Below are 19,740 nucleotides of genomic sequence, written 5' to 3'. Positions count from 1 at the left end.
GACGGCACTCCCCGGCTCACTCGCGAGCGCCGGTCAGCTCGGCTTCACGGCGATGATCATGCACGGCGCGTCGAGCAGGATCCGCTGGGCGGTGCTGCCGAGCAGCAGCTTGCCGATCGCCGTGCGGTGCCGCAGCCCGAGGCAGATCGCCGAGGCACCCACCTCCTGCGCGACCTGGATGACCGCGTCCGCCGGGTCGTGCAGCTGCGAGGTCTTGACGCTCAGCTGCACCCCGGTGGTGCCGAGGTCCTCCTCGCTGCCGGCCAGGAAGGCCGTGATGTCCTGCTCGGTCGGGTGAAAATCGCTGACCGGCGGCGTGACGACGATGTCCTGTCGACGAAGGACCGCTTCCTGGACGGCCGCCCGGAGGGCCGCGTGGCCGGGCTCGGTGTCGGCGTAGGCGACGACGATGGTCATGACTGAAGTCCTTTCGAGACGAGGGGTCAGCTCTGCAGCAGACCGGTGGGCAGGTCTACCGGCAGCAACGAGGGCAGGGCGAGCAGGCAGACCGCGAAGAGGTAGCCGCCGAGCATGACCAGCACCAGGAAGATCGCCATCCCGCCGAACATCCGCAGCGCCAGGGTGACGTCGTGCGTCCAGCTCGGGCCGCGCAGGCCACCGGCTCGCCGCGCCCGGAGCTCGTTGAACACCAGGATGAGTCCGGTGATCAGCCCGCCGGCGCCGACCAGTGTCGGCATCAGCTTGGCTTCTGAGGAGAAGCCCTGGCTGACCATCAGCGCGGCAGCGAAGACGATGGTCATGCCGACCGCCATCCCGAGCGACCACACCGAGTCCTTCAGCGCGCCCTCCTCGGACTCGTCGTCCTCACCGTGGGCGATCTCCACGTCACCGCGGTGACCGAGGTCGGCGTTGGCCTGCGAGCCGCCGCGGACCTTCTTGAACAAGGCCCACAGCGCCGGCGCGATCAGCACCGCGAGGAAGACCAGGACGCCCGGACGGGTCACCCAGTCGAAGCCGTCGTACAGGCTCTCGGTCAGGTAGTAGTAGCGCTCCATCGGGATCGCCAGCACGAAGCCGATGAGGAAGGGCGCCCGCGGGGTGTCGGTGGCCTTCATCAGCCAGCCCACCGCACCGAGCACGATCATGATCCACAGGTCGCCGATCTGGCCACCCTCCTGGAAGGCGCCGAGCAGCATGATGACCAGCAGGCCGGCACCGAGCACGGCGAACGGCACCTTGGTCAGCTTCGCCAGGCTCGGGGTGGCAAGGAAGCACAGGAAGGCGCCGACGACGCTCGCGATCGCGAAGCACCAGACGATGAGGTACATCAGGCTCTCGTGCTCGGTGACGATCGACGGACCCGGCTGGATGCCGTAGGTCAGCAGCATGCCGAGCAGCATGGCCGAAGGCACACCGCCGGGGATGCCGAAGAGCAGGGTCGGGATCAGGTCACCGGCCTCGACCGAGTTGTTGGCACTCTCCGGGCCGACGATGCGGCGCGGGTCGCCCTTGCCGAACTGGCGCTTGTCCTTGGCGGTGGCGACCGCCTGGCCATACGCGAGCCAGGTGCCGGCGGTGGCGCCGACGCCCGGGAGCACGCCTGCCCAGATGCCGATGAGCGCGCCGCGGATGACCTGGCTCCAGTGCTTGAGCCACTCCACGATGCCGCTGCCCCAGCCACCGCCGAGGGTGACCATGTCCTTGTCCACGGTGCGCTGTCCGACCCGGGAGGCGATCTCGGCCAGCCCGAAGATGCCCAGCGCCACCGCGACCAGCGACAGGCCGTCGCCGAGGAAGAGGCTGCCGAAGGTGAACCGCTCCTCCGCCGTGGTCGGCGAGGTGCCGACCATGCCGAGCAGCAGGCCGAGGAAGCCGCTGAGCAGACCCTTGACGACGTTGCCGCGGGACAGCACCGCCGCCAGCGAGACGCCGAGCACGGTCAGCATGAAGAGCTCGGGGCTGGCGAAGGAGAGGACCAGCGGCCGGGCCAGCGGGATAGCCAGCGTCAGGCCGAGCGCGCCGATCACACCACCGGCCATGGAGGAAAGGAAGGCCAAGGAGAGCGCCCGTTTCGCCTGACCCTTGCGGGCCATGGCATAGCCGTCGAGCATGGTGACGCTCGCAGAGGCCGAGCCTGGCGCGCCCAGCAGCACCGCTGACACGGTGTCCGAGGTGTGCACCACGGCGAGCGCACCGATGAGCAGCGCGAAGGCCTGCTCGGGGTCCATGCCGAAGGTGACCGGCAGCAGGATGGCGACGGCACCGGTGCCACCGAGGCCGGGGATGAGGCCCATCACGAGACCGGCGACGACGCCGATCGCGAGCTTGATGAGCAGGGAGGGTTGCGCCAGCGAGGCGAGCGCGGACAGGGCTGAATCCATCATTTCGGGTGCCTCACTCGACCGTGAGGGGCCCGTTCGCCCCGCTGTGGGGCCGGCCGGCGCCGGACGCGGAGTCGGCCAATGCCGGCGTCCAGTGTGCGGTGATGATCGAGACCGCAGGGGCACTGGAGGAGGTCGAGCAGATCGCCGCCCTGAACGGCGTCACCTGCCTCTTCCTCGGGCCCGTAGACCTCTCGCTGGCTCTCGGTCACGACCTGGACGACGTGCTGGCCGACCGCTCGGCCGGGGCGCCGATCCCGCGGATGGTGGCGGCAGCCGCCGCCTCGGGACGGACGGTCGCCGCCTTCGCGGGAGACCCGTCGCGCGTCAACGCCCTACGCGCCCAAGGGATTCGGGCGATCGCCGTCGCCACGGACATCGCGCTGACCGACCTCGGCGCGCGGGCCGTGCTCGACCTCACCGCCGAGTAGCCCGGTCACCAGGCAGTGAGGCTCTGCGGCGTCAGGACGATGACCGTGGAGAACTTGGCGGCGATGTCGTCCAGCCCCATGCCGAACGCGACCATGGCGTCGGCATACTTCGCGGTGTGTGACTCGCGGATCTCGGCCAACCACTGGGTGGACGTCCGGTCGCTGATCGTCGCGCGGCCGTCCAGCACGACGACACCGTTGCCGCTAGGGTCGGCATGCAGGTGGATCAGGGCGTGCGGATTCCGGCGAATGTTCTTCACCTTCACGGTGTCCGGCTCGCTCATGATCAGCACGACGCCCGCGTGCCACAGGAACCAGACGGGCACAGCGTGCGGACGAACATCGCGGCGGATCGTCGTCAGCCAGCCGATGGTGTCGGTGTCCAGCCGGCGGGAGACGGCCTCCGCCGGCGCCTCGGACGAGCCGAGATCGATCGCGTCGTTGCTCATGCCCTCAACGCTAGGGGCACGGTCGGCGCGTGGGAGGGGCCTGAAACGGCGACAGAACCGCACCCACGTCGACCTTGCCACCGCCTCTCCGCAAGAGATGGATGACGTGCTGGCGCGCGGCAACCGCCAAGGCGCCCTGACCGGATCCGTGCTAGGGACGCGCCGGGTTGGTCCACCGAAGCCCGTCGAACCGTGCGAAGTCGCTGTCGAAGGAGCAGACGCTCGTGCCATGTTCGAGCGCGAGTGCAGCCAGGTGTGCGTCAGTGATCATGTTGCCCCGAAAGGTGCCTGCGAGGATGAGCCGGCGCAGGATGTCACGGTGTCGCTGCCCGGGGGTGGGCACCCAGGCGAGATCCGCGTCCAGCCAGTCGTTGACATAGCTCCACGCGTCCGCCGGTGACAGCGGATCGGTTGTCACTCGCGGGTGCGTCACGATCCGCTGAAATGCCAGAAGGGACACCCACGGGAGGCCTACGCGCTCGGTGCCGTTGAGCGCGTCGTCGAGCCAGGTTCGGGCTACGCGGTGGAAAGGCGACGCCCCGTCGACCGCATAGAGCAGGACGTTGGCGTCGACGATCACCTGTGGTCCTCGGCGTCGTACTCGTCCAGCAGCTCCAACGTCCCCGAGACATCGGTGACGTCGACCTTCAACCCGACAATCGCCGTCCGCTGCACGAAGCGACGGGCCGGATGCTCCCGTGGCGCCAACCCGGCTCGGGCCAGCTCATTGACTGCCTCGCCCAGACCGATGTTTCGCTCCCTGCGCAGCCGCTCGGCGGCGGCTGCCACCTCAGGATCCAATCGCACCGTAGTCCTCATCGTTGGATACTAGCATCACTGATGCACGACTCTGACATCACTGATTCACATCATCCAGGAACCGTGGGTTATCATCGGCGCATGTCGATGAAAGCGCCACGTCTCGATGATGTGGCAATCGAGGTTGCCCCACTAGAACCGGTCGCCCTCCTGTTCCGCTCCTTCGCCGACCCGAACCGGCTCGCCATCGTGCAGCACCTGTTGCTCGGTGAGCATCGTGTCGCGGACCTGACCGACCACCTCGGGCTGGCCCAGTCCACGGTCTCGGCGCACGTGGCCTGCCTGCGCGACTGCGGGCTGCTCGCCACCCGGGTCCGCGGCCGGTCGACCTACTACTCCCTCGCCGAGCCCGAGCTGACAGGCGTCCTGCTGAGCGGCGCCGAGGCCCTGCTCGCCGCCACCGGCGACGCCGTCGTGCCGTGCCCGACCAGCGGACCGGCCACCGGTCTGGCCACCGACCGGCAGGTGGACGCGCGATGACGAACCAGCTCGGGCGCACCTCCGCGCCCTCCCTCGGCCACGCCCATGACCACGGGCTCGCCACCGCGAACCGCGGTCGACTGCTCGTCGCGCTCGCGATCACCCTGTCGGTGCTTGGCATCGAGGTCGTGGCCGCCGTCGTCACCGGCTCGCTGGCGCTGCTGGTCGACGCCGCGCACATGCTCACCGATGCGGTCGGTCTCGTCGTGGCCACCCTGGCCGCGACCCTGATCGCGCGGCCGGCCACCACTCGCCGCACCTGGGGCTGGCAGCGCGCCGAGGTCATCGCGGCGGCGGCCCAGGCGTCGATCCTGCTGGTCGTCGGTGCGTACGCGGTCTACGAGGGTGTGCAGCGGCTCATTCACCCGCCTCAGATGGGCTCGGGCCTGTTGGCGATCGTCGGCGCCATCGGTCTGGCTGCCAACGTGGCCTCGCTGCTGGTGCTGTCGGGCGGGCGAGGCGACAACCTCAACATGCGAGCCGCCTTCCTCGAGGTCGCCAACGACGCCCTCGGGTCCGTGGCCGTGCTCGTGGCGGGTGCGGTCATCGCCCTGACCGGATGGATGCGCGCGGACGCCGTCGCCGGCCTGTTCGTCGCGGCGCTGATCGTGCCGCGGGCCGTCATCCTGCTGCGCGAGTCGGCCGCGATCCTGCTGGAGTCGACGCCGGCGGGGTTGGATCTCGACGAGGTGCGGTCGCACATCCTGGCGCAGCCGCACGTGCGGGGAGTCCACGATCTGCACGCGTCCACGGTGGCCAGTGGCTTGCCGGTGCTGACCTGTCATGTGGTGCTCGACGACGAGTGCTTCGGCGATGGGCACTGCCTGGAGATCCTGACCGCGCTGCACGCCTGCGTCGCCTCGCACCACGGCGTCGAGATCGAGCACGCCACACTGCAATTGGAGTCCGCGTCGCTCGCGGCGGCGCACGCCGAGCACCTGCACACCTGACGACCCCCGGCCCATCACAGTGGCAGTCTGCTGGTCACATCTGACGTGCAGACTGCCACTGTCTTGGGAAGCCACGACATCGGACACGGTGGGCGGACCACCGCTGTCCCGAGCACGCATCGGGCTTGTCGTCCGCCTTCATGTGCTACAACGTGCTACGTTGGCGCCATGAGGACGATCAGTCAGCGGGAGCTGCGCAACGACAACGCTGACGTCATGCGGGGCGTCGAGGCCGGCGAGACCTTCGTCGTCACTCGCCGGGGCGTCCCCGTGGCGCGACTCGGACCGATCGGCGCCGCCACCGATCTGCGGTGCGACCGGCCGGCGCGGCGACGCCCGACGTACAGCACCCAGGCGCGGGTCGTCCTCGACGTGCCGACCGCGGCCCTCCTCGACGACCTGCGCGGCGAGCGGTGACCGTCTGGTACCTCGACCCGTCGGCCGCGTTCAAGCTGATCGTTGACGAGGCGGAGTCCGACGCCCTGGCTCGGCGCATCGATGAGGAGCAGCCCGACCTCGTGGCGTGCTGGTTGCTCGACACAGAGCTGCGGCGCGCGGCGCACCGGGCGCCACAGGTGACCCAGCCGCTGATCACCGAGTTCCTCGAGGGCGTCGCGCTCTACGAGGTGCCGGCTTCCCTGTTCACCGAGGCCGGGGTGCTGCCCGGGCCGCAGCTGCGGTCCCTCGATGCGATCCATGTCGCCGCCGCCCTACGCATCGGGGTGGACGCGATCGTCACCTACGACACGCGACTGGCTTCCAGCGCGCGCGACCTGGGCCTGCGGGTCATCGCTCCCGTATGACGAGCGGCTTTCCGTGACGCGACTGGTGACGCGAGAGCGGTGGTGATGATCACGACCGCTCGCGCGCGGGCCGGACGAAGTCCGGGACGTCGGGCAGCCGGCGCATCGTCGCGGCGTAGAGCGGGACGGCAGGCCACTGGGTCACCGGCGTGGCGACGCGCATCGAGCTGGCTCCCAGCTCGCGAAGCGCCCAGGCGCAGGCGTCCACGATCGCTCGACCGTGCCCATGGCCGCGGTGCTCGCGACCGACGCCCAACGGCTCGATCAGCCCCGGACGCTCTGGCCCGGCGGACCAGACGCACGCCGTGGCGACGGGGGCGTCATCGGCATGCAGGACCAGGAACCTGGCGCGGCGGAAGGCCGGCCCAGCGGCCATCGCACGGAACTTCTCGACGCTGAACGTCGAGCGATGCCACGCCGCCAGGTGCGCGGCGACGACGTCCCGCACGACGGTCTCGTCGCCGATCTCGTCTGCGGTCTCGGCGTCGGCACCGGTTGCGCCGCTTGCGCCGTCCACGACCTCGACCCGCAGGGCAGGCGCCGGCACCGGGCGGGACAGGTCCCTGGTGAAGCAGGCCCACGCATCGCCCGGCGTCCAGCCGCGGGCGTGCAGCGTGCGTCGCAGCGCCCCGCCGTAGCGCACCTCGGCGCTGGCCACCGGACCGCCGATGACCCCGTCGCCGGCCAGGTCGTCGGCGATGCTCACCGCCAACGCCTCGTCCTCGGCGACCGTCGGCGACACCGCGAGCCGCATGACGGAGGCGTCGCCCACGCCGATGACGACGGGGTCGCCCTCGCGCTCCCAGACGCGGATCTGGTGCGCGAGGGCCGCGGCGCCGTCCTTCTGGCCCCAGCCGACGTCGCCCGGGTGCAGCTGCGGCGGACCGTCGTCATCGGTCTGGAACGACGCCAGAGCCGCTAAGACACGAGGTAGGTCAGCCACCGACGGCGTCATCGAGGTCATGCTCACGGGCTCAGTCCAGCACCCTGGGTGCGCGAACCGCACCCGATTATCCAAGCGTCCAGGCGGCTGGGATCAGCAGCACGGTGAGCCGCGAGGGCCGCGGTGGGCCTCGGTAGGCCTCGGCAGGACCCGGGGGCCGCGAGGCGTAGGGCTCTACAGTGTCCGCATGGCGACGAACCCCGCTGGTCCCGACTTCCCGCAGAGCCCGCTCGTGGACATCCAGGAGCTGCACCAGGAGCTCACCGGCGACCCGGCAGCACGGCCGGTCGTGCTCGACGTGCGCTACTCCCCCGGCCGTGCCGACGGGCGCGAGCAGCACGCGCGGGGTCACGTGCCGGGTGCGGTCTTCCTCGATCTGGAGACCGTCCTCGCCGGCCCGAGACGACCCGACGGCGTGGGTGGTCGGCACCCGCTCCCGAGCGCGGAGGCCTTCGAGGAGGGCATGCGTGCGGCCGGCGTGAGCGCCGACCGTGACGTGGTGGTCTACGACGACTGGAGCTCGGTGGCTGCGGCACGCGCCTGGTGGCTGCTGCGCTACTTCGGGCACGAGCGGGTCCGGGTGCTCGACGGTGGCTGGAAGGCGTGGGTCGCGGCGGGCCTGCCGGTGTCGACCGGCTCGGAGGTCCCCGAGCCGGGTGACCTTCAGGCCGAGCCGGGGCACCGTCGGGTGATCACGGCCGACGAGGCAGCGCGCTACGCCCACAGCGCCGTGCTGGTCGACTCGCGACCGGCCGACCGCTTCCGCGGGGAGAACGAGACGATGGACCCGGTCGCCGGGCACATCCCCGGCGCGGTGAGCGTGCCTGCGCTCGAGAACGTCGACGACCAGGGCCGGTTCCTCCCCAACGCCGTGCTGGCCGAGCGGCTGCGGGCCGCAGGCGTGGTCGACGGCAACCTGCTGGCGACCTACTGCGGCTCCGGCGTGCAGGCCTGTCACCTGGCCCTCGCCGCGGCGGCGAGCGACGTGGCGCCGGACGCCGCGGTCTACGTCGGGTCGTGGAGCGACTGGATCAGCGACCCGAGCCGCCCCGTCGCCTGAGCCCACACCCGCCCCGCCTCACGCCGGCTCACGCCGGCAGCGTGAGCGTCGCGACCGCCCCGCGCGGCTGGGCGCGGTTGGCCAGCTGCAAGGTGGCACCGATGGCGCCGGCCTGACCGGCCGCGATGGTCAGGCCGAGCCCGTTGCCGCCGCCGCGCGAGGGCGAGCCGGTCACGAACCGGCGCGGCCCGTGCTCCAGCAGCACGGGCGGGAAGCCGTCGCCATCGTCCTGCACCAGGATCGCCCGCCCACGCACCACGCACTCCACCTCGGCCCCGCCGTGCCGGATGGCGTTCTCAAGGAGGTTGACGAGTGCCCGCTGGACCCGCCGCGGGTCGGTGGTCACGTCGGCGGACTCCTCGACGGTCAGGCGCACCGGCTGCGACGCGGCCTCGACCGCGGCGCGGGCGAGGGCGGGCGTGCTCGTCGGCACCAGGTCGACCTGCTGCTCGGCGGAGTCCACCTCGAGCAGGTCCTCGATGAGCCGCCACAACCGGGTGGCCTGACTGCGGACGAGGTTGCCGGCCCGGTCGTCCGGCAGCAACGACGAGGCCGTGACCAGGCTCGTCACGGGCGTGCGCAGGTCGTGCGCGATGTAGCCCGTGACCCGCTGCTCGGACGCGAGCCGGTCCTGCATGCTGCTCGCGAGGTGGTCGATGGCCGCTCCGAGCGACGCCACCCCGTCGCGACCGCGCACGGCGTCGGACACCCGTAGCCCCAGCTCACCGTCCGCGATCCGGCGCGCGGTGAGCTCGGCGCGCCCGGGCCGCCGGCTGAGCGCCACGCCGGTGCCGATGGCCAGCAGCACGGTCACGGCCGCGACGCTGAGCACCCCGACGACGAGGTACTGGTCGAGGTCGTCGAGCTGGCTGCTCCCGCTCGTCCAGTCCTGGTGGATCGCCAGCACGTAGCCCTCGGGCAGCTGGGTCGCAGCCCACACCTGCGGCGGGTCGTCGAGCAGGTAGGTCGCGGTGTGCCCCGCCTTGGCCTGGGCCTTCAGCTCGGCGGGCGTGGTCGGGTCGTCGAGCAGGGCGCGAAGTCGGGGATGGACGCACCCGACGTGTAGGCGCTGCGGGCCACCTGCAGGGACTGCAGCGCCGTGTCACGGGCCGCCTGCTCGGTCGCGTTGGTCATCACCAGGTGCAGCCACGAGGCGAACCCGACGGCGAGCACCACGACGACCGCCCCGAGCAGGACCGGCACCTTGACGGAGAGCTTCATCGGGGCGAGCTCAGCGCCTCAGCTTGTAGCCGAGGCCACGGACGGTCTCGATCCGATCCTTGCCCACCTTCAGACGCAGCCGCTGCATGTGCACGTCGACGACCCGCGTGTCGCCACCGCCGGGGTAGTCCCACACGCGGGTCGGCAGGGTGTCTCGGCTGAGCACGATCCCGACGTTCTCGACCAGCTCGATCATCAGCCGCATCTCGGTCGGCGTGAGGTCGACCCGCTGCCCCCGATGCTCACCTCCAGCGCCTCGTGGTCGACGACGAGGTCGCCGACCGCGCTGCGGTGGTGCTGGGAGCCGGCCGTTGGGTCTACCGGACCGCGGCGCAGCACCGCCCGCATCCGAGCGACCAGCACCATGGGGTCGAACGGCTTGGTGACGTAGTCGTCCGCTCCCGCCTCGAGCCCCTGGACGACGTCGACGCTGTCCGAACGGGCGGTCAGCATGATGATCGGCACCGTCGAGCGGCTCCGGATCTCGCGGCACAACGTGAAGCCGTCGACGAACGGCATCATCACGTCCAGCAGCACGATGTCGGGCTCGACCCGGCGCAGCGCGGCCCGCCCCTGCAGCCCGTCCGCGGCCGTCGTCACCGTGAACCCTAGAGCTCGAGCGCCATCGCGGTCGCCTCACGGATGCCGTCGTCGTCCTCGACCGCCGTCGGGGCCTGACCGCCATCGGTTCGTCGATCCGGCTCCCTAGTGTCCGGCACATCGAGAGCGACCCGGTCAGGACGGGCGCTCGCCCCGCTCACCAGGAGCCCAGCATGACCAGCACCGCCCGCGCCACCCGCCGCACCGCTCACAGCACCACGCACCGCACCGCGCACCGACTCGGCGCCGTCGCCGTCCTCGGCCTCGCCGGACTCGCTGTCGCCCCGGCCGCCCACGCCGCCGCCGAGGCACCCGCCAAGCCCAGGCCCACGCCTCGCGTGTGGGTCCAGGGCCACCTCGCTCCCGGCCAGACCATCGCGGTCTACGGGGACTGCGGAGTCAACTAGGCGGGGGTCGCGGCCCTCGGTGCCGAGCTGACCATGCCTGGGACCATCTCGCGCAACGTGACGTACACGATGACCTGCGCCGGCGGTGCCGAGGCCGACATCACGCTGCACACAGCGCCGGCGGCCACCACGGGTGTGCCGAAGGCCGTCACCAAGAAGGGCGACGCCTCCACCCGGGGGCACCAGGTGGTCCAGCGTCCCCGCGGCGCCGCAGCCACCGGCGGCGAGCCGGCCACCGACGACCACGCAGCCGAGCTGGGGGCGGCTGCTGGTCTGCTGACCCTGGTCGCGAGCGCCGGCTACGCGGTCGGTCGCCGCGCCGCGTCCCTCGCGTGACCAGGGTCTCCACCCGGGCGGGGGCGGCGTTCGGGGTCGCCCTCGTCCTGGCCCTCGGGGGGTGCCAGTCCGCCGGCACCTCCCCCGGGGGTCCCGGGGGGACGGTGTCGACCCGCACGGCTCCCAGTGAGACAAGCAGCATGTCGGCCAGCACGGCAGCCAACCCCTCGTCCGACCCCACCACCGGCACCACATCCCGCAGCACCACCACCACGACCACCAGCGTCCGGCCGCTGCCGGACTCGGCGCCGCAGCGCATCGTCATCCCGGCGATCGGGGGGTGGACGCGACCGTGCTGGGCACCGGGCTCAACCCGGACGGGACGGTCGAGGTGCCCACGATGAGCCAGCTCGACGACGTGGGGTGGTACGACGGGTCACCCGCCCCCGGCACCCTCGGTCCGGCGGTCCTGCTCGGGCACGTCACCGGCCGGGGACGCGACGGTGCCTTCGTCGCCCTGACCCGGCTGCGCCCGGGCGACCGCATCCAGGTCCGGCGCTTCGACGGCTCGGTGGCACAGTTCGCCGTGACCGGGAGCGAGACCGTCGCCAAGGACGCGTTCCCGACCGAGCGGGTCTACGGCGACACGAGTGATCCCGAGCTGCGCCTGGTGACCTGCGGCGGCAGCTACGACGCCGAGCAGCACTCCTACCCGGACAACGTCATCGTCTACGCGCGGCTGGTCGTCTGAGTCGCCCGAGTCGCCCGATCGGTGCGCGACCAGGGTTGGCCCGCGCGGGGCTCAGCCGCCGGAGACCGAGAGCTCGGCCTGGGCGACCGTCACCGCGGACGCGGCGTCCAGCTCGCGCGAGTCGAGCCAGCCGTCCGGCAGCGCGACCCGCTTCGGCGAGCCGGCCCGCCCGCGCTGACCCTCGGCGGGATCCCCCGGCCAGGGAGCGTCGGCGTCGAGCGTCGCGACCAGCTCGTCGAGCGCCTCGAGGGTGTCGACCAGCGCCAGCCGGTGGCGCACCTCGTGTCCCGCCGGGAATCCCTTGAGGTACCACGCGATGTGCTTGCGGATGTCGCGGCAGCCCTTGAGCTCGTCGCCGTAGAACTCGACCAGGTAGGCCGCGTGCCGCCGGATCGCCTCGCCGACCTCACCGAGCGTCGGTGTCGCGCGGTGGTCGCCGCCCGCGAAGGCCGCGGCCAGGTCCGCGAAGAGCCACGGTCTACCGAGGCAGCCGCGACCCACGACGACCCCGTCGCAGCCGGTCTCCTGCACCATCCGCACCGCGTCCTGCGCGGACCAGATGTCGCCGTTGCCGAGCACCGGGATCGTGCGGACCTCGGCCTTGAGCCGGGCGATCGCGGACCAGTCGGCCTGCCCGGAGTAGTGCTGGCTCGCCGTCCGCCCGTGCAGCGCGACGGCGGCAGCGCCCTCACCCTCGGCGATCCGGCCCGCCTCGAGATAGGTCAGGTGGTCGTCGTCGATGCCCTTGCGCATCTTCACGGTGACGGGCAGCCCGCCACGGCCGGCCTCTCGCACGGCGCCCGCGACGATGTCGCGAAAGAGCGTCGTCTTCCACGGCAGGGCCGACCCGCCGCCCTTGCGGGTCACCTTGGGGACGGGGCAGCCGAAGTTGAGGTCGATGTGGTCGGCGCGATCCTCCTCGACGAGCATCCGGACCGCGGCCGCGACGGTGCCGGGATCCACGCCGTAGAGCTGGACGGACCGGGGCGACTCCCCCGGGTCGTGCTCGATCAGCTTCATGGACAACGGAGTTCGCTCGACGAGCGCCCTCGACGTGATCATCTCGCTGACGAACAGCGCGGACGCCCCGCCGGCCCCAGCGGCCCGCAGACCGACCTCTCCGTATTCACGGCACAGGCGCCGGAAGGCACGGTTGGTGATGCCGGCCATGGGCGCGAGGACGACCGGCACGTCGAGGATGTGACGTCCGAGGGTGAGCGGAGGCAGCAGCGGGAGCAGGACAGACATGGCCTCCCGATTGTCTCAGACCCGCGCCCCCGGCCGGGTCGCGATGACCCGACGCACGGCGCCGGCGGCCCAGACCCCCAGGGCCACCCCGACGACCACGTCGCTCGGGTGGTGCATCCCGCGATAGAGCCGGGAGTAGGCCACGACCGGCGGGAACCCCCAGCGCAGCACAGGAGCGACGGCCCGCACGCGCGGGCTCGTGCTGCGGGACAGCAGGTCCGCGAAGGTGAGGTGCAGCGCCGTGGTGGCCGCCGTGTGCCCGCTCGGGAAGGACGAGGTCGGGGCGGGCTTGTCCAGCCAGGTGACGTCCGGACGCGGGCGACCCACCAGGTGCGAGCCCACGACGAAGACGGTGGTCTCGACCGTGATGGCGGCGAGCGGTGCGACGGCGAGGTCCCACCGGCCGTAGGCCCGCCGAGCCAGCGCGCCGTAGCCGAGCGCCGCGGCGATGGTCGGGACGGTGTCGGCATAGGTCGAGACCGCCCAGGTCACGGCGTTCGCCGCAGGGGTCCGTCGCCGTTCCAGCTCGCGGTTGACGGCGTCCTCGGCCGGGAAGCCGTCGAGCGGGCCCATGATGAGGCGGCCGATGCCGGCGATGAGACCGACACCGACCGCCCCGGGGAGCACGACCTCGCGCAGGACCGCGCGACCGAGCTCAGGGGTGACGTCCACGTTCATGGCCGCACCCTATCCATCGGCACCTATCGGCACCCCATCGGCGGGCTGCCCAGGCCGCACGCAGCCGCTACGGGCGCGCAGCGCTCAGCCGCTGTGGCCGCGCAGCAGCTCCGCGAACGGCGTGACCGCCGCGCGGCCGGCGCCTGCGCCGGCGCCCGCACGAGAGCCCGATCGGCCGCCCGACCGGCCGCCCGACCGTGCGGAGTCCACCCCCGGCACGGCGGCGAACCCGCCCACGGCGCCGGTCTCGGCGACCATGAGCGCCGACAGCTCGGCCGCCGCGCGAGCGACCCGCGGGCCGAGCTCGCTGGTGCCGCCGAAGTCCTCGGTGGCGGCGAACACGGCGGTGGGCACGACCACGGCGTGCAGGTAGCTGAACAGCGGCCGCAGCGCGTGCTCGAGCACCAGCGAGTGGCGCGGCGTGCCGGCGGTCGCCGCGACGAGCACCGGGGTGCCGTCGAGCGTGCCGGGCTCCAGGACGTCGAAGAACATCTTGAACAGTCCGCTGTAGCTCGCGCTGAACACCGGGGTCACGGCGATCACCGCGTCGGCGGACGCGAGCAGCTCCTGCGCCCGGGTCACCGACGCCGTGGGGAGTCCCCCGGCGGTCAGTGTCGTGACCAGGTCACTGGCGAGGTCGCGCACCTCGATCGTGTCGACGGTGAGCGCCTCGCCCCGCGCCGTCACCGCAGCGGTGACGGCGTCGGCGAGCTGGTCGGCGAGCAGCCGGGTGCTGCTCGGGGCCGAGAGACCGGCCGAGACGACGACGAGACGACGAGTCATGTCAGACCTCCACGGTGGTGTTGTCGCTGGTGGTGGTGTTGGGGAGCACCAGGTGGTGCGGGCTGTCCGGCCCGGCCGCCACGAGGCTGGCGTGGGTGGGCGGGTCGCTCGGCACGTGCGCCGGTCGACGAGCCTCCATCTCCCGGCGCAGGGCCGGGACGACCTCGCGGCCGAGGATCTCCAGCTGCTCGAGGACCACCTCGAGCGGCAGGCCCGCGTGATCCATCAGGAACAGCTGACGCTGGTAGTCCCCCACCTCGTCGGCGAAGGTCAGCGTGCGCTCGACGACCTGCTCGGGCGTGCCCACGGTGAGCGGGGTGAGCTCCATGAACTCCTCCAGCGACGGCCCGTGGCCGTAGACCGGGGCGTTGTCGAAGTAGGGCCGGAACCGCCGCATCGCGTCGGCCTGGCTCTCGCCCAGGAAGACCTGGCCACCGAGCCCGACGATCGCCTGGTCGGCGGCGCCGTGGCCGTAGTGCTCGAACCGCTCGCGGTAGAGCCGCACCATCGCCGCGGTGTGCTCCATGTTCCAGAAGATGTTGTTGTGGAAGAAGCCGTCACCGTAGAACGCGGCCTGCTCCGCGATCTCGGGGCTGCGGATCGAGCCGTGCCACACGAACGGCGGAGTGTCGTCGAGCGGCGCCGGCGTCGAGGTGTAGCCCCGCAGCGGCGTGCGGAACTGACCCTCCGAGTCGACGACCCGCTCGCGCCACAGTCGCCGCAGCAGGTGGTAGTTCTCGACCGCCAGCGGGATGCCGTCGCGGATGTCCTTGCCGAACCACGGGTAGACCGGACCGGTGTTCCCGCGACCCATCATGAGGTCTACCCGACCGCCGGAGAGGTGCTGCAACATCGCGTAGTCCTCGGCGATCTTGACCGGGTCGTTGGTCGTGATCAGCGTGGTGGCCGTCGAGAGCAGCAGCCGGTCGGTCTGACCGGCGAGGTAACCGAGCAGCGTGGTCGGCGACGACGGCACGAAGGGCGGGTTGTGGTGCTCGCCCGTGGCGAACACGTCGAGACCGACCTCTTCGGCCTTGCGCGCGATGGCGACCATCGCCTGCAGGCGCTCACCCTCGGTGGGGGTGCGGCCGGTCGTCGGGTCCATGGTGACGTCACCGACGCTGAAGATGCCGAACTGCACGTCGTCCTCCTTGCTAGGTAGTTGAATCTTGAATCATGTAACCAGAGGTGACCTGCGGTCCATTCCCCGGTGCGACACGGGTGAACGGCGATCACGCAGTGCCGACGTCACATCCGGCGAGCCGCTGTCACATCTCACTGAGCGTGATTTAGACCGTTCAAGCCCTGGGCCAGACGTGGCGCTCCGCACTGGGCCGTTGCCCCCTCTGGGTGGAAAAGTCCGCTCCCGAGCGATTTGCCTGACGTGCTCGGCCGATTCTGTGACGCTGGACCGCATGACAACGGTCCGCGCACTCCACGAGGTCAACCGCCCCGCTGCGACCTTCGCCGAGTCCCCGACGTCGGCCGAGGCCCGGGCCGCCGCCCTGCAGTACGTCCGGCTCGTCTCCGGCACCGCGCTGCCGACCGGCCCCGACCGCCGGGCGTTCTCCGCGGCCGTGATGGAGATCGCCGCCATCACCCAGCAGCTGATGGACCGGGCGCAGGAGCGGGTCGCCGCAGCAGCCTCCGACACGAGTGCACGCCCCGACCACGGCTCCGGGCTCGCCGCCGTCGGCTGAGGTCGCCCCGCACGCGACGAAGGGCCACCGCCTGCCGGGCGGTGGCCCTTCGCGTCTGTCTGTGGGTGGGGTCGACCAGGGTCAGCAGCCGATCAGCCGGGCGGCGAGGTAGCCCTCGACCTGGTCCAGCGCCACGCGCTCCTGCGACATCGTGTCGCGCTCGCGGATGGTGACGGCGTGGTCCTCGAGGGTGTCGAAGTCGACCGTGACGCAGAACGGCGTGCCGATCTCGTCCTGGCGGCGGTAGCGCCGGCCGATCGCCTGCGCGTCGTCGAACTCGACGTTCCAGTACCGGCGCAGCTGGGCGGCGAGGTCCTTGGCCTTGGGCGACAGGTCGGCGTTGCGCGACAGCGGTAGCACCGCGACCTTGACCGGGGCCAACCGCTTGTCCAGGCGCAGCACGACGCGCTTGTCGACGCCGCCCTTGGTGTTGGGCGCCTCGTCCTCGGTGTAGGCGTCGACGAGGAAGGTCATCAGCGAGCGCGACAGCCCCGCTGCGGGCTCGATGACGTAGGGGACGTAGCGCTCGCCGGTCGCCTGGTCGAAGTAGGACAGGTCGGTGCCCGAGTGCTCGGAGTGGGTCGACAGGTCGAAGTCGGTGCGGTTGGCGATGCCCTCGAGCTCGCCCCACTCGCTCCCGGCGAAGTTGAAGCGGTACTCGATGTCCACGGTGCGCTTGGAGTAGTGCGAGAGCTTCTCCTTGGCGTGCTCGTAGTGCCGCAGGTTGTCGGGGTTGATGCCGAGGTCGGTGTACCAGCGGGTGCGCTCGTCGATCCAGTACTGGTGCCACTGCTCGTCCGACCCGGGCGCCACGAAGAACTCCATCTCCATCTGCTCGAACTCGCGGGTGCGGAAGATGAAGTTGCCGGGGGTGATCTCGTTGCGGAAGCTCTTGCCGATCTGGGCGATGCCGAACGGCGGCTTCTTGCGCGAGCTCTGCATCACGTTGAGGAAGTTCAAGAAGATGCCCTGCGCCGTCTCGGGGCGCAGGTAGTGCAGCCCGCTCTCGTCCTGCACCACGCCGAGGTAGGTCTTGAGCAGCCCGGAGAACTGGCGCGGCTCGGTCCACTGGCCCCGCGTCCCGCAGTTCGGGCAGGCGACCTCGCTCAGCGAGATGGTGTCGGGGTCGACGTCGGCGCCGGCCTTCTTGGCCGCCTTCTCGGCGGCCGCCTCCTGCAGGTGGTCGGCCCGGAAGCGCTTGTGGCACGACAGGCACTCGACCAGCGGGTCGGTGAAGGTGGAGACGTGACCCGACGCCTCCCAGGTCTTGGGCGGCAGGATCACCGAGGAGTCCAGGCCGACGATGTCGTCGCGGCTGGTGACCATGGCCTTCCACCACTGACGCTTGATGTTGTCCTTGAGCTCGACGCCGAGGGGCCCGTAGTCCCACGCGGAGCGGGTCCCACCGTAGATCTCACCGCACGGGAACACGAAGCCCCGACGCTTGCAGAGGCTGACGACGGTGTCGACGGTGGAGGTCTGTTTTGCCATGGTGTCAAGGCTACCGGGTCACCGGGGGCCCACCGTGCGCCGGTGCCTGGCCGTCGGAGCCCGTGTCCTACCCTGGAGCGGTGTCCTCCACCCCGCCCCACCTCGGACCCGTCCGGGAGTCCGTCCACCGCGCCAGCACGCCCCTCGCCCAGCAGCTGTTGCGGCTGCCGCCCTGGGCGCCGCTCGCCGTGTTCTTCGGCCTGTGCCTCGCGGCAGCACTGATCACCGGCCCGGTCGGCTGGACCCTCTTCGTCCTGGCGCTCGCGTTCATCGGCTGGATGCTCTACCTGTCGTGGCCCGCCCTCGGCCTCAACGGCCGGCTCATGCGGATCGCCGTGATCTGCTTCGCCGTCGCCGTCGTCGTCATCCAGCTGGTCCCTCGCTAGAGGTCAGTCCAGGCCGAACTCCATCGCGGCCGCGTCGAGGCTCTCCACATCCTCGTCGGCGTCGACGTAGCGCGCATCGGTCGAGATCGCGGCGGCACGGCCGACCTCGAGCTCGCCCATCAGCTGGGCCTGCGGGCGGCCGAGCAGACCGAGCGAGGCGTATTGCTCGAGCCGCGCGCGCGAGTCGGCGATGTCGAGGTTGCGCATGGTGAGCTGACCGATCCGGTCCACCGGACCGAACGCCGCCCCCTCGGTGCGCTCCATCGACAGCTTGTCGGGGTGGTAGGAGAACCCGCTACCCTGGGTGTCGAGGAGCGAGTAGTCCTCGCCGCGGCGCAGCTTCAGCCACACCTCGCCGGTGACGGCCGACCCGACCCACCGCTGCAGCGACTCGCGCAGCATGAGCGACTGGGGGTCCAGCCAGCGCCCCTCGTACATCAGCCGGCCGAGCTTGCGGCCCTGCTCGTGGTAGGTCTCGAGGGTGTCCTCGTTGTGGATGGCGTTGAGCAGGCGCTCGTAGGCGATCGCGAGCAGCGCCATGCCCGGCGCCTCGTAGATCCCTCGCGACTTCGCCTCGATGATGCGGTTCTCGATCTGGTCGGACATGCCGAGACCGTGGCGCCCGCCGATCGCGTTGGCCTCCATGACGAGCGCGACGGCGTCGTCGAAGACGTGCCCGTTGATGGCAACGGGGCGGCCCTGCTCGAACCGGACCGACACGACCTCGGGGGCGATCTCGACGGTGTCGTCCCAGAACTTCACGCCCATGATCGGCTCCACGGACTCGACGCCGGTGTCGAGGTGCTCGAGGGTCTTGGCCTCGTGCGTCGCGCCCCAGATGTTGGCGGCGACCCAGTCCGTCGCGCGTCTACAAGGTGTGCTGAGCGACGGGTTCGCGACAGGCCGAGCACCGCGGCGTTGCGCCTCGAAGGTGGTGCGCACGACGTTGCCGCCATCGACCAGGCAGCGCGGACGGCGTCAGGCTGAACTACTCGATCAGCGGGGATCTGGGTGCTGGAAGCGCGGTGCAGAGCCTTCGAAGGCGGGCGGCAGCGCCGGCTGCGCTCATGCAGCCAGCGCGCATCCGGCACCGAGGCGATGTCGGCGAGCCCTGGCCGATGTCGGCGGTGTAGGTGGCACGGTCGCGAACGCGACAGGACCGGCACGAGGCCGACGTCGAACGTCGAGGCCGCGCGACGGCCCGTCAGAACCTCGGGCACGACAACAGACTAGCCGACCTGGCCGTCGCGTCGCCTTGACGCGTGATCACCGTGGGGTCCGCTCCTCCCGCCGACCACCTGCGCGGCGGTGCTGCCGGCCTCGCGGATGTGGTAGCCGGAGACCGAGAGCGGTTTGTAGGCAGGGATGTTCGGCGTCGCAGTAGGCCATCAGGTCACCGATCAGCCGCAGGTGCGGCTCGGGCAGGACGAAGAGCCACTCCTGCGCCCCGAGACGGCGATGTACTCCTTGAAGATCCTCAACGTGATGCAGAGCTGCCGTTGAAGCGTCGACGTGTCGGCATCGCCCTGGCGAGCTTCCGCAACGAGATACATGCAGAAGACGGGCACCGCCGGGCCGCTGATCGTCATCGACGTGGTCGTCGCGCCGAGCGGGATGTCCTTGAACAGCACCTCCATGTCGGACGCGCTGTCGACCGCGACCCGCAGTGCCCGACCTCGCCGAGGCTCATCGGGTCGTTGGAGTCGCGCCCCATCAGGGTCGGCATGTCGAACGCCACGCTCAGACCGCCGCCCCCGCGCTCGAGGATCATCTTGTAGCGCTCGTTGGTCTGCACCGCGTTGCGCGAGCCGGCGAACTGGCGGATCGTCCAGGCCTTGCCGCGGTAGCCCGTCGCGTGCAGCCCGCGCGTGTAGGGGACTTCGCCACCCGATGCGCTCCATCCGCTCGTCGGTCGCCGCCTG

At 71.3% G+C, this 19,740-nt stretch carries 26 protein-coding genes and 2 pseudogenes; 11 read left to right on the top strand and 17 right to left on the bottom strand.

The annotated features are described in order from the left end of the window. Nucleotides 1-33 precede the first annotated feature (33 nt). Together MM440_RS11750 and MM440_RS11745 are read right to left on the bottom strand one after the other, a co-directional pair. Complete coding sequence (locus MM440_RS11750; protein WP_241444488.1) at nucleotides 34-417, bottom strand: universal stress protein; 384 nt, start codon at nucleotides 415-417, stop codon at nucleotides 34-36. A 26-nt stretch (nucleotides 418-443) separates the two neighbouring features. After that, nucleotides 444-2,345 (bottom strand): tripartite tricarboxylate transporter permease, encoded by a 1,902-nt coding sequence (locus MM440_RS11745; protein WP_241444487.1) that lies wholly within the window; start codon nucleotides 2,343-2,345, stop codon nucleotides 444-446. A gap of 20 nt (nucleotides 2,346-2,365) precedes the next feature. Between MM440_RS11745 and MM440_RS11740 the strand changes: the two genes are divergently transcribed. After that, nucleotides 2,366-2,773 carry an aldolase/citrate lyase family protein gene (locus MM440_RS11740; protein WP_241444486.1) on the top strand — a complete coding sequence of 136 codons (408 nt, stop codon included), beginning with the start codon at nucleotides 2,366-2,368 and terminating at the stop codon, nucleotides 2,771-2,773. A gap of 5 nt (nucleotides 2,774-2,778) precedes the next feature. Here MM440_RS11740 and MM440_RS11735 read toward each other — a convergent pair whose 3' ends face one another. From MM440_RS11735 to MM440_RS11725, 3 genes are all read right to left on the bottom strand, one after another. Further along, nucleotides 2,779-3,222: a pyridoxamine 5'-phosphate oxidase family protein gene (locus tag MM440_RS11735; RefSeq protein WP_241444485.1), complete on the bottom strand. Its 444-nt coding sequence runs from the start codon at nucleotides 3,220-3,222 to the stop codon at nucleotides 2,779-2,781. A gap of 151 nt (nucleotides 3,223-3,373) precedes the next feature. Continuing rightward, the gene (locus MM440_RS11730) at nucleotides 3,374-3,802 is read right to left on the bottom strand and encodes a type II toxin-antitoxin system VapC family toxin (protein ID WP_241444484.1); all 429 of its coding nucleotides are present in this window, start codon (nucleotides 3,800-3,802) and stop codon (nucleotides 3,374-3,376) included. After that, nucleotides 3,799-4,011, bottom strand: coding sequence for a CopG family transcriptional regulator (locus MM440_RS11725; protein WP_241444483.1), 213 nt, complete (start codon nucleotides 4,009-4,011; stop codon nucleotides 3,799-3,801). Before MM440_RS11725 ends, MM440_RS11730 begins: the two co-directional genes overlap by 4 nt. A 111-nt stretch (nucleotides 4,012-4,122) precedes the next feature. On the opposite strand from MM440_RS11725, the gene MM440_RS11720 reads away from it, so the two are divergent. From MM440_RS11720 to MM440_RS11705, 4 genes are all read left to right on the top strand, one after another. Further along, a complete protein-coding gene (locus tag MM440_RS11720) occupies nucleotides 4,123-4,521 on the top strand; it encodes an ArsR/SmtB family transcription factor (protein WP_241444482.1) in 399 nt (132 codons plus the stop codon). Further along, nucleotides 4,518-5,471 carry a cation diffusion facilitator family transporter gene (locus MM440_RS11715; RefSeq protein WP_241444481.1) on the top strand — a complete coding sequence of 318 codons (954 nt, stop codon included), beginning with the start codon at nucleotides 4,518-4,520 and terminating at the stop codon, nucleotides 5,469-5,471. The genes MM440_RS11720 and MM440_RS11715 overlap by 4 nt, the downstream gene beginning before the upstream one ends. A gap of 168 nt (nucleotides 5,472-5,639) precedes the next feature. Further along, nucleotides 5,640-5,888: a type II toxin-antitoxin system Phd/YefM family antitoxin gene (locus MM440_RS11710; protein ID WP_241444480.1), complete on the top strand. Its 249-nt coding sequence runs from the start codon at nucleotides 5,640-5,642 to the stop codon at nucleotides 5,886-5,888. Then, nucleotides 5,885-6,274 carry a type II toxin-antitoxin system VapC family toxin gene (locus tag MM440_RS11705; RefSeq protein ID WP_241444479.1) on the top strand — a complete coding sequence of 130 codons (390 nt, stop codon included), beginning with the start codon at nucleotides 5,885-5,887 and terminating at the stop codon, nucleotides 6,272-6,274. The genes MM440_RS11710 and MM440_RS11705 overlap by 4 nt, the downstream gene beginning before the upstream one ends. A 49-nt stretch (nucleotides 6,275-6,323) precedes the next feature. On the opposite strand, the gene MM440_RS11700 is transcribed toward MM440_RS11705, so the two are convergent. Further along, nucleotides 6,324-7,238 (bottom strand): GNAT family N-acetyltransferase, encoded by a 915-nt coding sequence (locus MM440_RS11700; RefSeq protein ID WP_241444676.1) that lies wholly within the window; start codon nucleotides 7,236-7,238, stop codon nucleotides 6,324-6,326. A 166-nt stretch (nucleotides 7,239-7,404) separates the two neighbouring features. Between MM440_RS11700 and MM440_RS11695 the strand changes: the two genes are divergently transcribed. Beyond that, nucleotides 7,405-8,277, top strand: coding sequence for a sulfurtransferase (locus MM440_RS11695; protein ID WP_241444478.1), 873 nt, complete (start codon nucleotides 7,405-7,407; stop codon nucleotides 8,275-8,277). 28 nt (nucleotides 8,278-8,305) lie between these two features. On the opposite strand, the gene MM440_RS11690 is transcribed toward MM440_RS11695, so the two are convergent. From MM440_RS11690 to MM440_RS11680, 4 genes are read right to left on the bottom strand one after another with little or no spacing between them, the layout of a single operon-like run. After that, nucleotides 8,306-9,217, bottom strand: coding sequence for a sensor histidine kinase (locus tag MM440_RS11690; protein ID WP_241444477.1), 912 nt, complete (start codon nucleotides 9,215-9,217; stop codon nucleotides 8,306-8,308). Nucleotides 9,218-9,273: 56 nt separating this feature from the next. After that, a complete protein-coding gene (locus MM440_RS11685; protein WP_241444476.1) occupies nucleotides 9,274-9,498 on the bottom strand; it encodes a hypothetical protein in 225 nt (74 codons plus the stop codon). A 10-nt stretch (nucleotides 9,499-9,508) separates the two neighbouring features. Beyond that, nucleotides 9,509-9,694 carry a winged helix-turn-helix domain-containing protein gene (locus tag MM440_RS17390; RefSeq protein ID WP_338155649.1) on the bottom strand — a complete coding sequence of 62 codons (186 nt, stop codon included), beginning with the start codon at nucleotides 9,692-9,694 and terminating at the stop codon, nucleotides 9,509-9,511. Next, the gene (locus MM440_RS11680; RefSeq protein ID WP_338155648.1) at nucleotides 9,694-10,098 is read right to left on the bottom strand and encodes a response regulator transcription factor; all 405 of its coding nucleotides are present in this window, start codon (nucleotides 10,096-10,098) and stop codon (nucleotides 9,694-9,696) included. The genes MM440_RS17390 and MM440_RS11680 overlap by 1 nt, the downstream gene beginning before the upstream one ends. 173 nt (nucleotides 10,099-10,271) lie before the next feature. On the opposite strand from MM440_RS11680, the gene MM440_RS11675 reads away from it, so the two are divergent. The 3 genes from MM440_RS11675 to MM440_RS11665 all read left to right on the top strand — a co-directional run bounded on the left by MM440_RS11675 (nucleotide 10,272) and on the right by MM440_RS11665 (nucleotide 11,532). Then, nucleotides 10,272-10,505, top strand: a complete 234-nt coding sequence (locus MM440_RS11675; RefSeq protein WP_241444475.1) for a hypothetical protein — start codon at nucleotides 10,272-10,274, stop codon at nucleotides 10,503-10,505. Between the two features lie 33 nt (nucleotides 10,506-10,538). Then, complete coding sequence (locus MM440_RS11670; RefSeq protein WP_241444474.1) at nucleotides 10,539-10,841, top strand: hypothetical protein; 303 nt, start codon at nucleotides 10,539-10,541, stop codon at nucleotides 10,839-10,841. A gap of 280 nt (nucleotides 10,842-11,121) precedes the next feature. After that, on the top strand, nucleotides 11,122-11,532 hold the full coding sequence (locus tag MM440_RS11665) for a class F sortase (protein WP_241444473.1): 411 nt from the start codon (nucleotides 11,122-11,124) through the stop codon (nucleotides 11,530-11,532). Between the two features lie 51 nt (nucleotides 11,533-11,583). Here MM440_RS11665 and dusB read toward each other — a convergent pair whose 3' ends face one another. From dusB to MM440_RS11645, 4 genes are all read right to left on the bottom strand, one after another. Further along, nucleotides 11,584-12,780, bottom strand: a complete 1,197-nt coding sequence (gene dusB, locus MM440_RS11660) for a tRNA dihydrouridine synthase DusB (RefSeq protein WP_241444472.1) — start codon at nucleotides 12,778-12,780, stop codon at nucleotides 11,584-11,586. Between the two features lie 15 nt (nucleotides 12,781-12,795). Further along, nucleotides 12,796-13,458 carry a phosphatase PAP2 family protein gene (locus MM440_RS11655; RefSeq protein ID WP_241444471.1) on the bottom strand — a complete coding sequence of 221 codons (663 nt, stop codon included), beginning with the start codon at nucleotides 13,456-13,458 and terminating at the stop codon, nucleotides 12,796-12,798. 84 nt (nucleotides 13,459-13,542) lie between these two features. Beyond that, a complete protein-coding gene (locus MM440_RS11650) occupies nucleotides 13,543-14,241 on the bottom strand; it encodes a CE1759 family FMN reductase (protein ID WP_241444470.1) in 699 nt (232 codons plus the stop codon). 1 nt (nucleotide 14,242) lies between these two features. Then, entirely contained in the window at nucleotides 14,243-15,382 is a 1,140-nt protein-coding gene (locus tag MM440_RS11645) for an LLM class flavin-dependent oxidoreductase (protein WP_241444469.1), read from the bottom strand. A 274-nt stretch (nucleotides 15,383-15,656) separates the two neighbouring features. Between MM440_RS11645 and MM440_RS11640 the strand changes: the two genes are divergently transcribed. Beyond that, nucleotides 15,657-15,941: a DUF2277 family protein gene (locus tag MM440_RS11640; protein WP_241444468.1), complete on the top strand. Its 285-nt coding sequence runs from the start codon at nucleotides 15,657-15,659 to the stop codon at nucleotides 15,939-15,941. An 81-nt stretch (nucleotides 15,942-16,022) separates the two neighbouring features. Here the strand turns inward: MM440_RS11640 and MM440_RS11635 are convergent, their stop codons facing one another. Beyond that, entirely contained in the window at nucleotides 16,023-17,432 is a 1,410-nt protein-coding gene (locus MM440_RS11635; protein WP_241444467.1) for a glycine--tRNA ligase, read from the bottom strand. Between the two features lie 80 nt (nucleotides 17,433-17,512). Between MM440_RS11635 and MM440_RS11630 the strand changes: the two genes are divergently transcribed. Beyond that, a complete protein-coding gene (locus MM440_RS11630; RefSeq protein ID WP_241444466.1) occupies nucleotides 17,513-17,818 on the top strand; it encodes a DUF6703 family protein in 306 nt (101 codons plus the stop codon). A 3-nt stretch (nucleotides 17,819-17,821) separates the two neighbouring features. Here the strand turns inward: MM440_RS11630 and MM440_RS11625 are convergent. Further along, a pseudogene (locus MM440_RS11625) lies at nucleotides 17,822-18,664 on the bottom strand (adenine nucleotide alpha hydrolase family protein); the annotation flags it as partial. Nucleotides 18,665-19,047: 383 nt separating this feature from the next. Next, nucleotides 19,048-19,679: pseudogene (locus MM440_RS11620) on the bottom strand (methylmalonyl-CoA mutase family protein). Between the last annotated feature and the right edge of the window lie 61 nt (nucleotides 19,680-19,740).

The sequence above is a fragment of the Arsenicicoccus piscis genome, assembly GCF_022568835.1.
GTDB lineage: Bacteria > Actinomycetota > Actinomycetes > Actinomycetales > Dermatophilaceae > Arsenicicoccus > Arsenicicoccus piscis.
Note: the sequence above shows the minus strand (reverse complement) of the source record. Positions and strands in the feature narration are given on the sequence as shown.

Excerpts from the sequence above, each read along its gene's own strand:
- MM440_RS11750 (WP_241444488.1), bottom strand. The coding sequence starts at position 417 with ATGACCATCGTCGTCGCCTACGCCGACACCGAGCCCGGCCACGCGGCC.
- MM440_RS11635 (WP_241444467.1), bottom strand. The coding sequence starts at position 17,432 with ATGGCAAAACAGACCTCCACCGTCGACACCGTCGTCAGCCTCTGCAAG.
- MM440_RS11700 (WP_241444676.1), bottom strand. The coding sequence starts at position 7,238 with ATGACCTCGATGACGCCGTCGGTGGCTGACCTACCTCGTGTCTTAGCG.
- MM440_RS17390 (WP_338155649.1), bottom strand. The coding sequence starts at position 9,694 with ATGATCGAGCTGGTCGAGAACGTCGGGATCGTGCTCAGCCGAGACACC.
- MM440_RS11640 (WP_241444468.1), top strand. The coding sequence starts at position 15,657 with ATGACAACGGTCCGCGCACTCCACGAGGTCAACCGCCCCGCTGCGACC.
- MM440_RS11675 (WP_241444475.1), top strand. The coding sequence starts at position 10,272 with ATGACCAGCACCGCCCGCGCCACCCGCCGCACCGCTCACAGCACCACG.
- MM440_RS11695 (WP_241444478.1), top strand. The coding sequence starts at position 7,405 with ATGGCGACGAACCCCGCTGGTCCCGACTTCCCGCAGAGCCCGCTCGTG.
- dusB (WP_241444472.1), bottom strand. The coding sequence starts at position 12,780 with ATGTCTGTCCTGCTCCCGCTGCTGCCTCCGCTCACCCTCGGACGTCAC.
- MM440_RS11650 (WP_241444470.1), bottom strand. The coding sequence starts at position 14,241 with ATGACTCGTCGTCTCGTCGTCGTCTCGGCCGGTCTCTCGGCCCCGAGC.
- MM440_RS11655 (WP_241444471.1), bottom strand. The coding sequence starts at position 13,458 with ATGAACGTGGACGTCACCCCTGAGCTCGGTCGCGCGGTCCTGCGCGAG.
- MM440_RS11720 (WP_241444482.1), top strand. The coding sequence starts at position 4,123 with ATGTCGATGAAAGCGCCACGTCTCGATGATGTGGCAATCGAGGTTGCC.
- MM440_RS11670 (WP_241444474.1), top strand. The coding sequence starts at position 10,539 with ATGCCTGGGACCATCTCGCGCAACGTGACGTACACGATGACCTGCGCC.
- MM440_RS11685 (WP_241444476.1), bottom strand. The coding sequence starts at position 9,498 with ATGAAGCTCTCCGTCAAGGTGCCGGTCCTGCTCGGGGCGGTCGTCGTG.
- MM440_RS11710 (WP_241444480.1), top strand. The coding sequence starts at position 5,640 with ATGAGGACGATCAGTCAGCGGGAGCTGCGCAACGACAACGCTGACGTC.
- MM440_RS11715 (WP_241444481.1), top strand. The coding sequence starts at position 4,518 with ATGACGAACCAGCTCGGGCGCACCTCCGCGCCCTCCCTCGGCCACGCC.
- MM440_RS11735 (WP_241444485.1), bottom strand. The coding sequence starts at position 3,222 with ATGAGCAACGACGCGATCGATCTCGGCTCGTCCGAGGCGCCGGCGGAG.
- MM440_RS11745 (WP_241444487.1), bottom strand. The coding sequence starts at position 2,345 with ATGATGGATTCAGCCCTGTCCGCGCTCGCCTCGCTGGCGCAACCCTCC.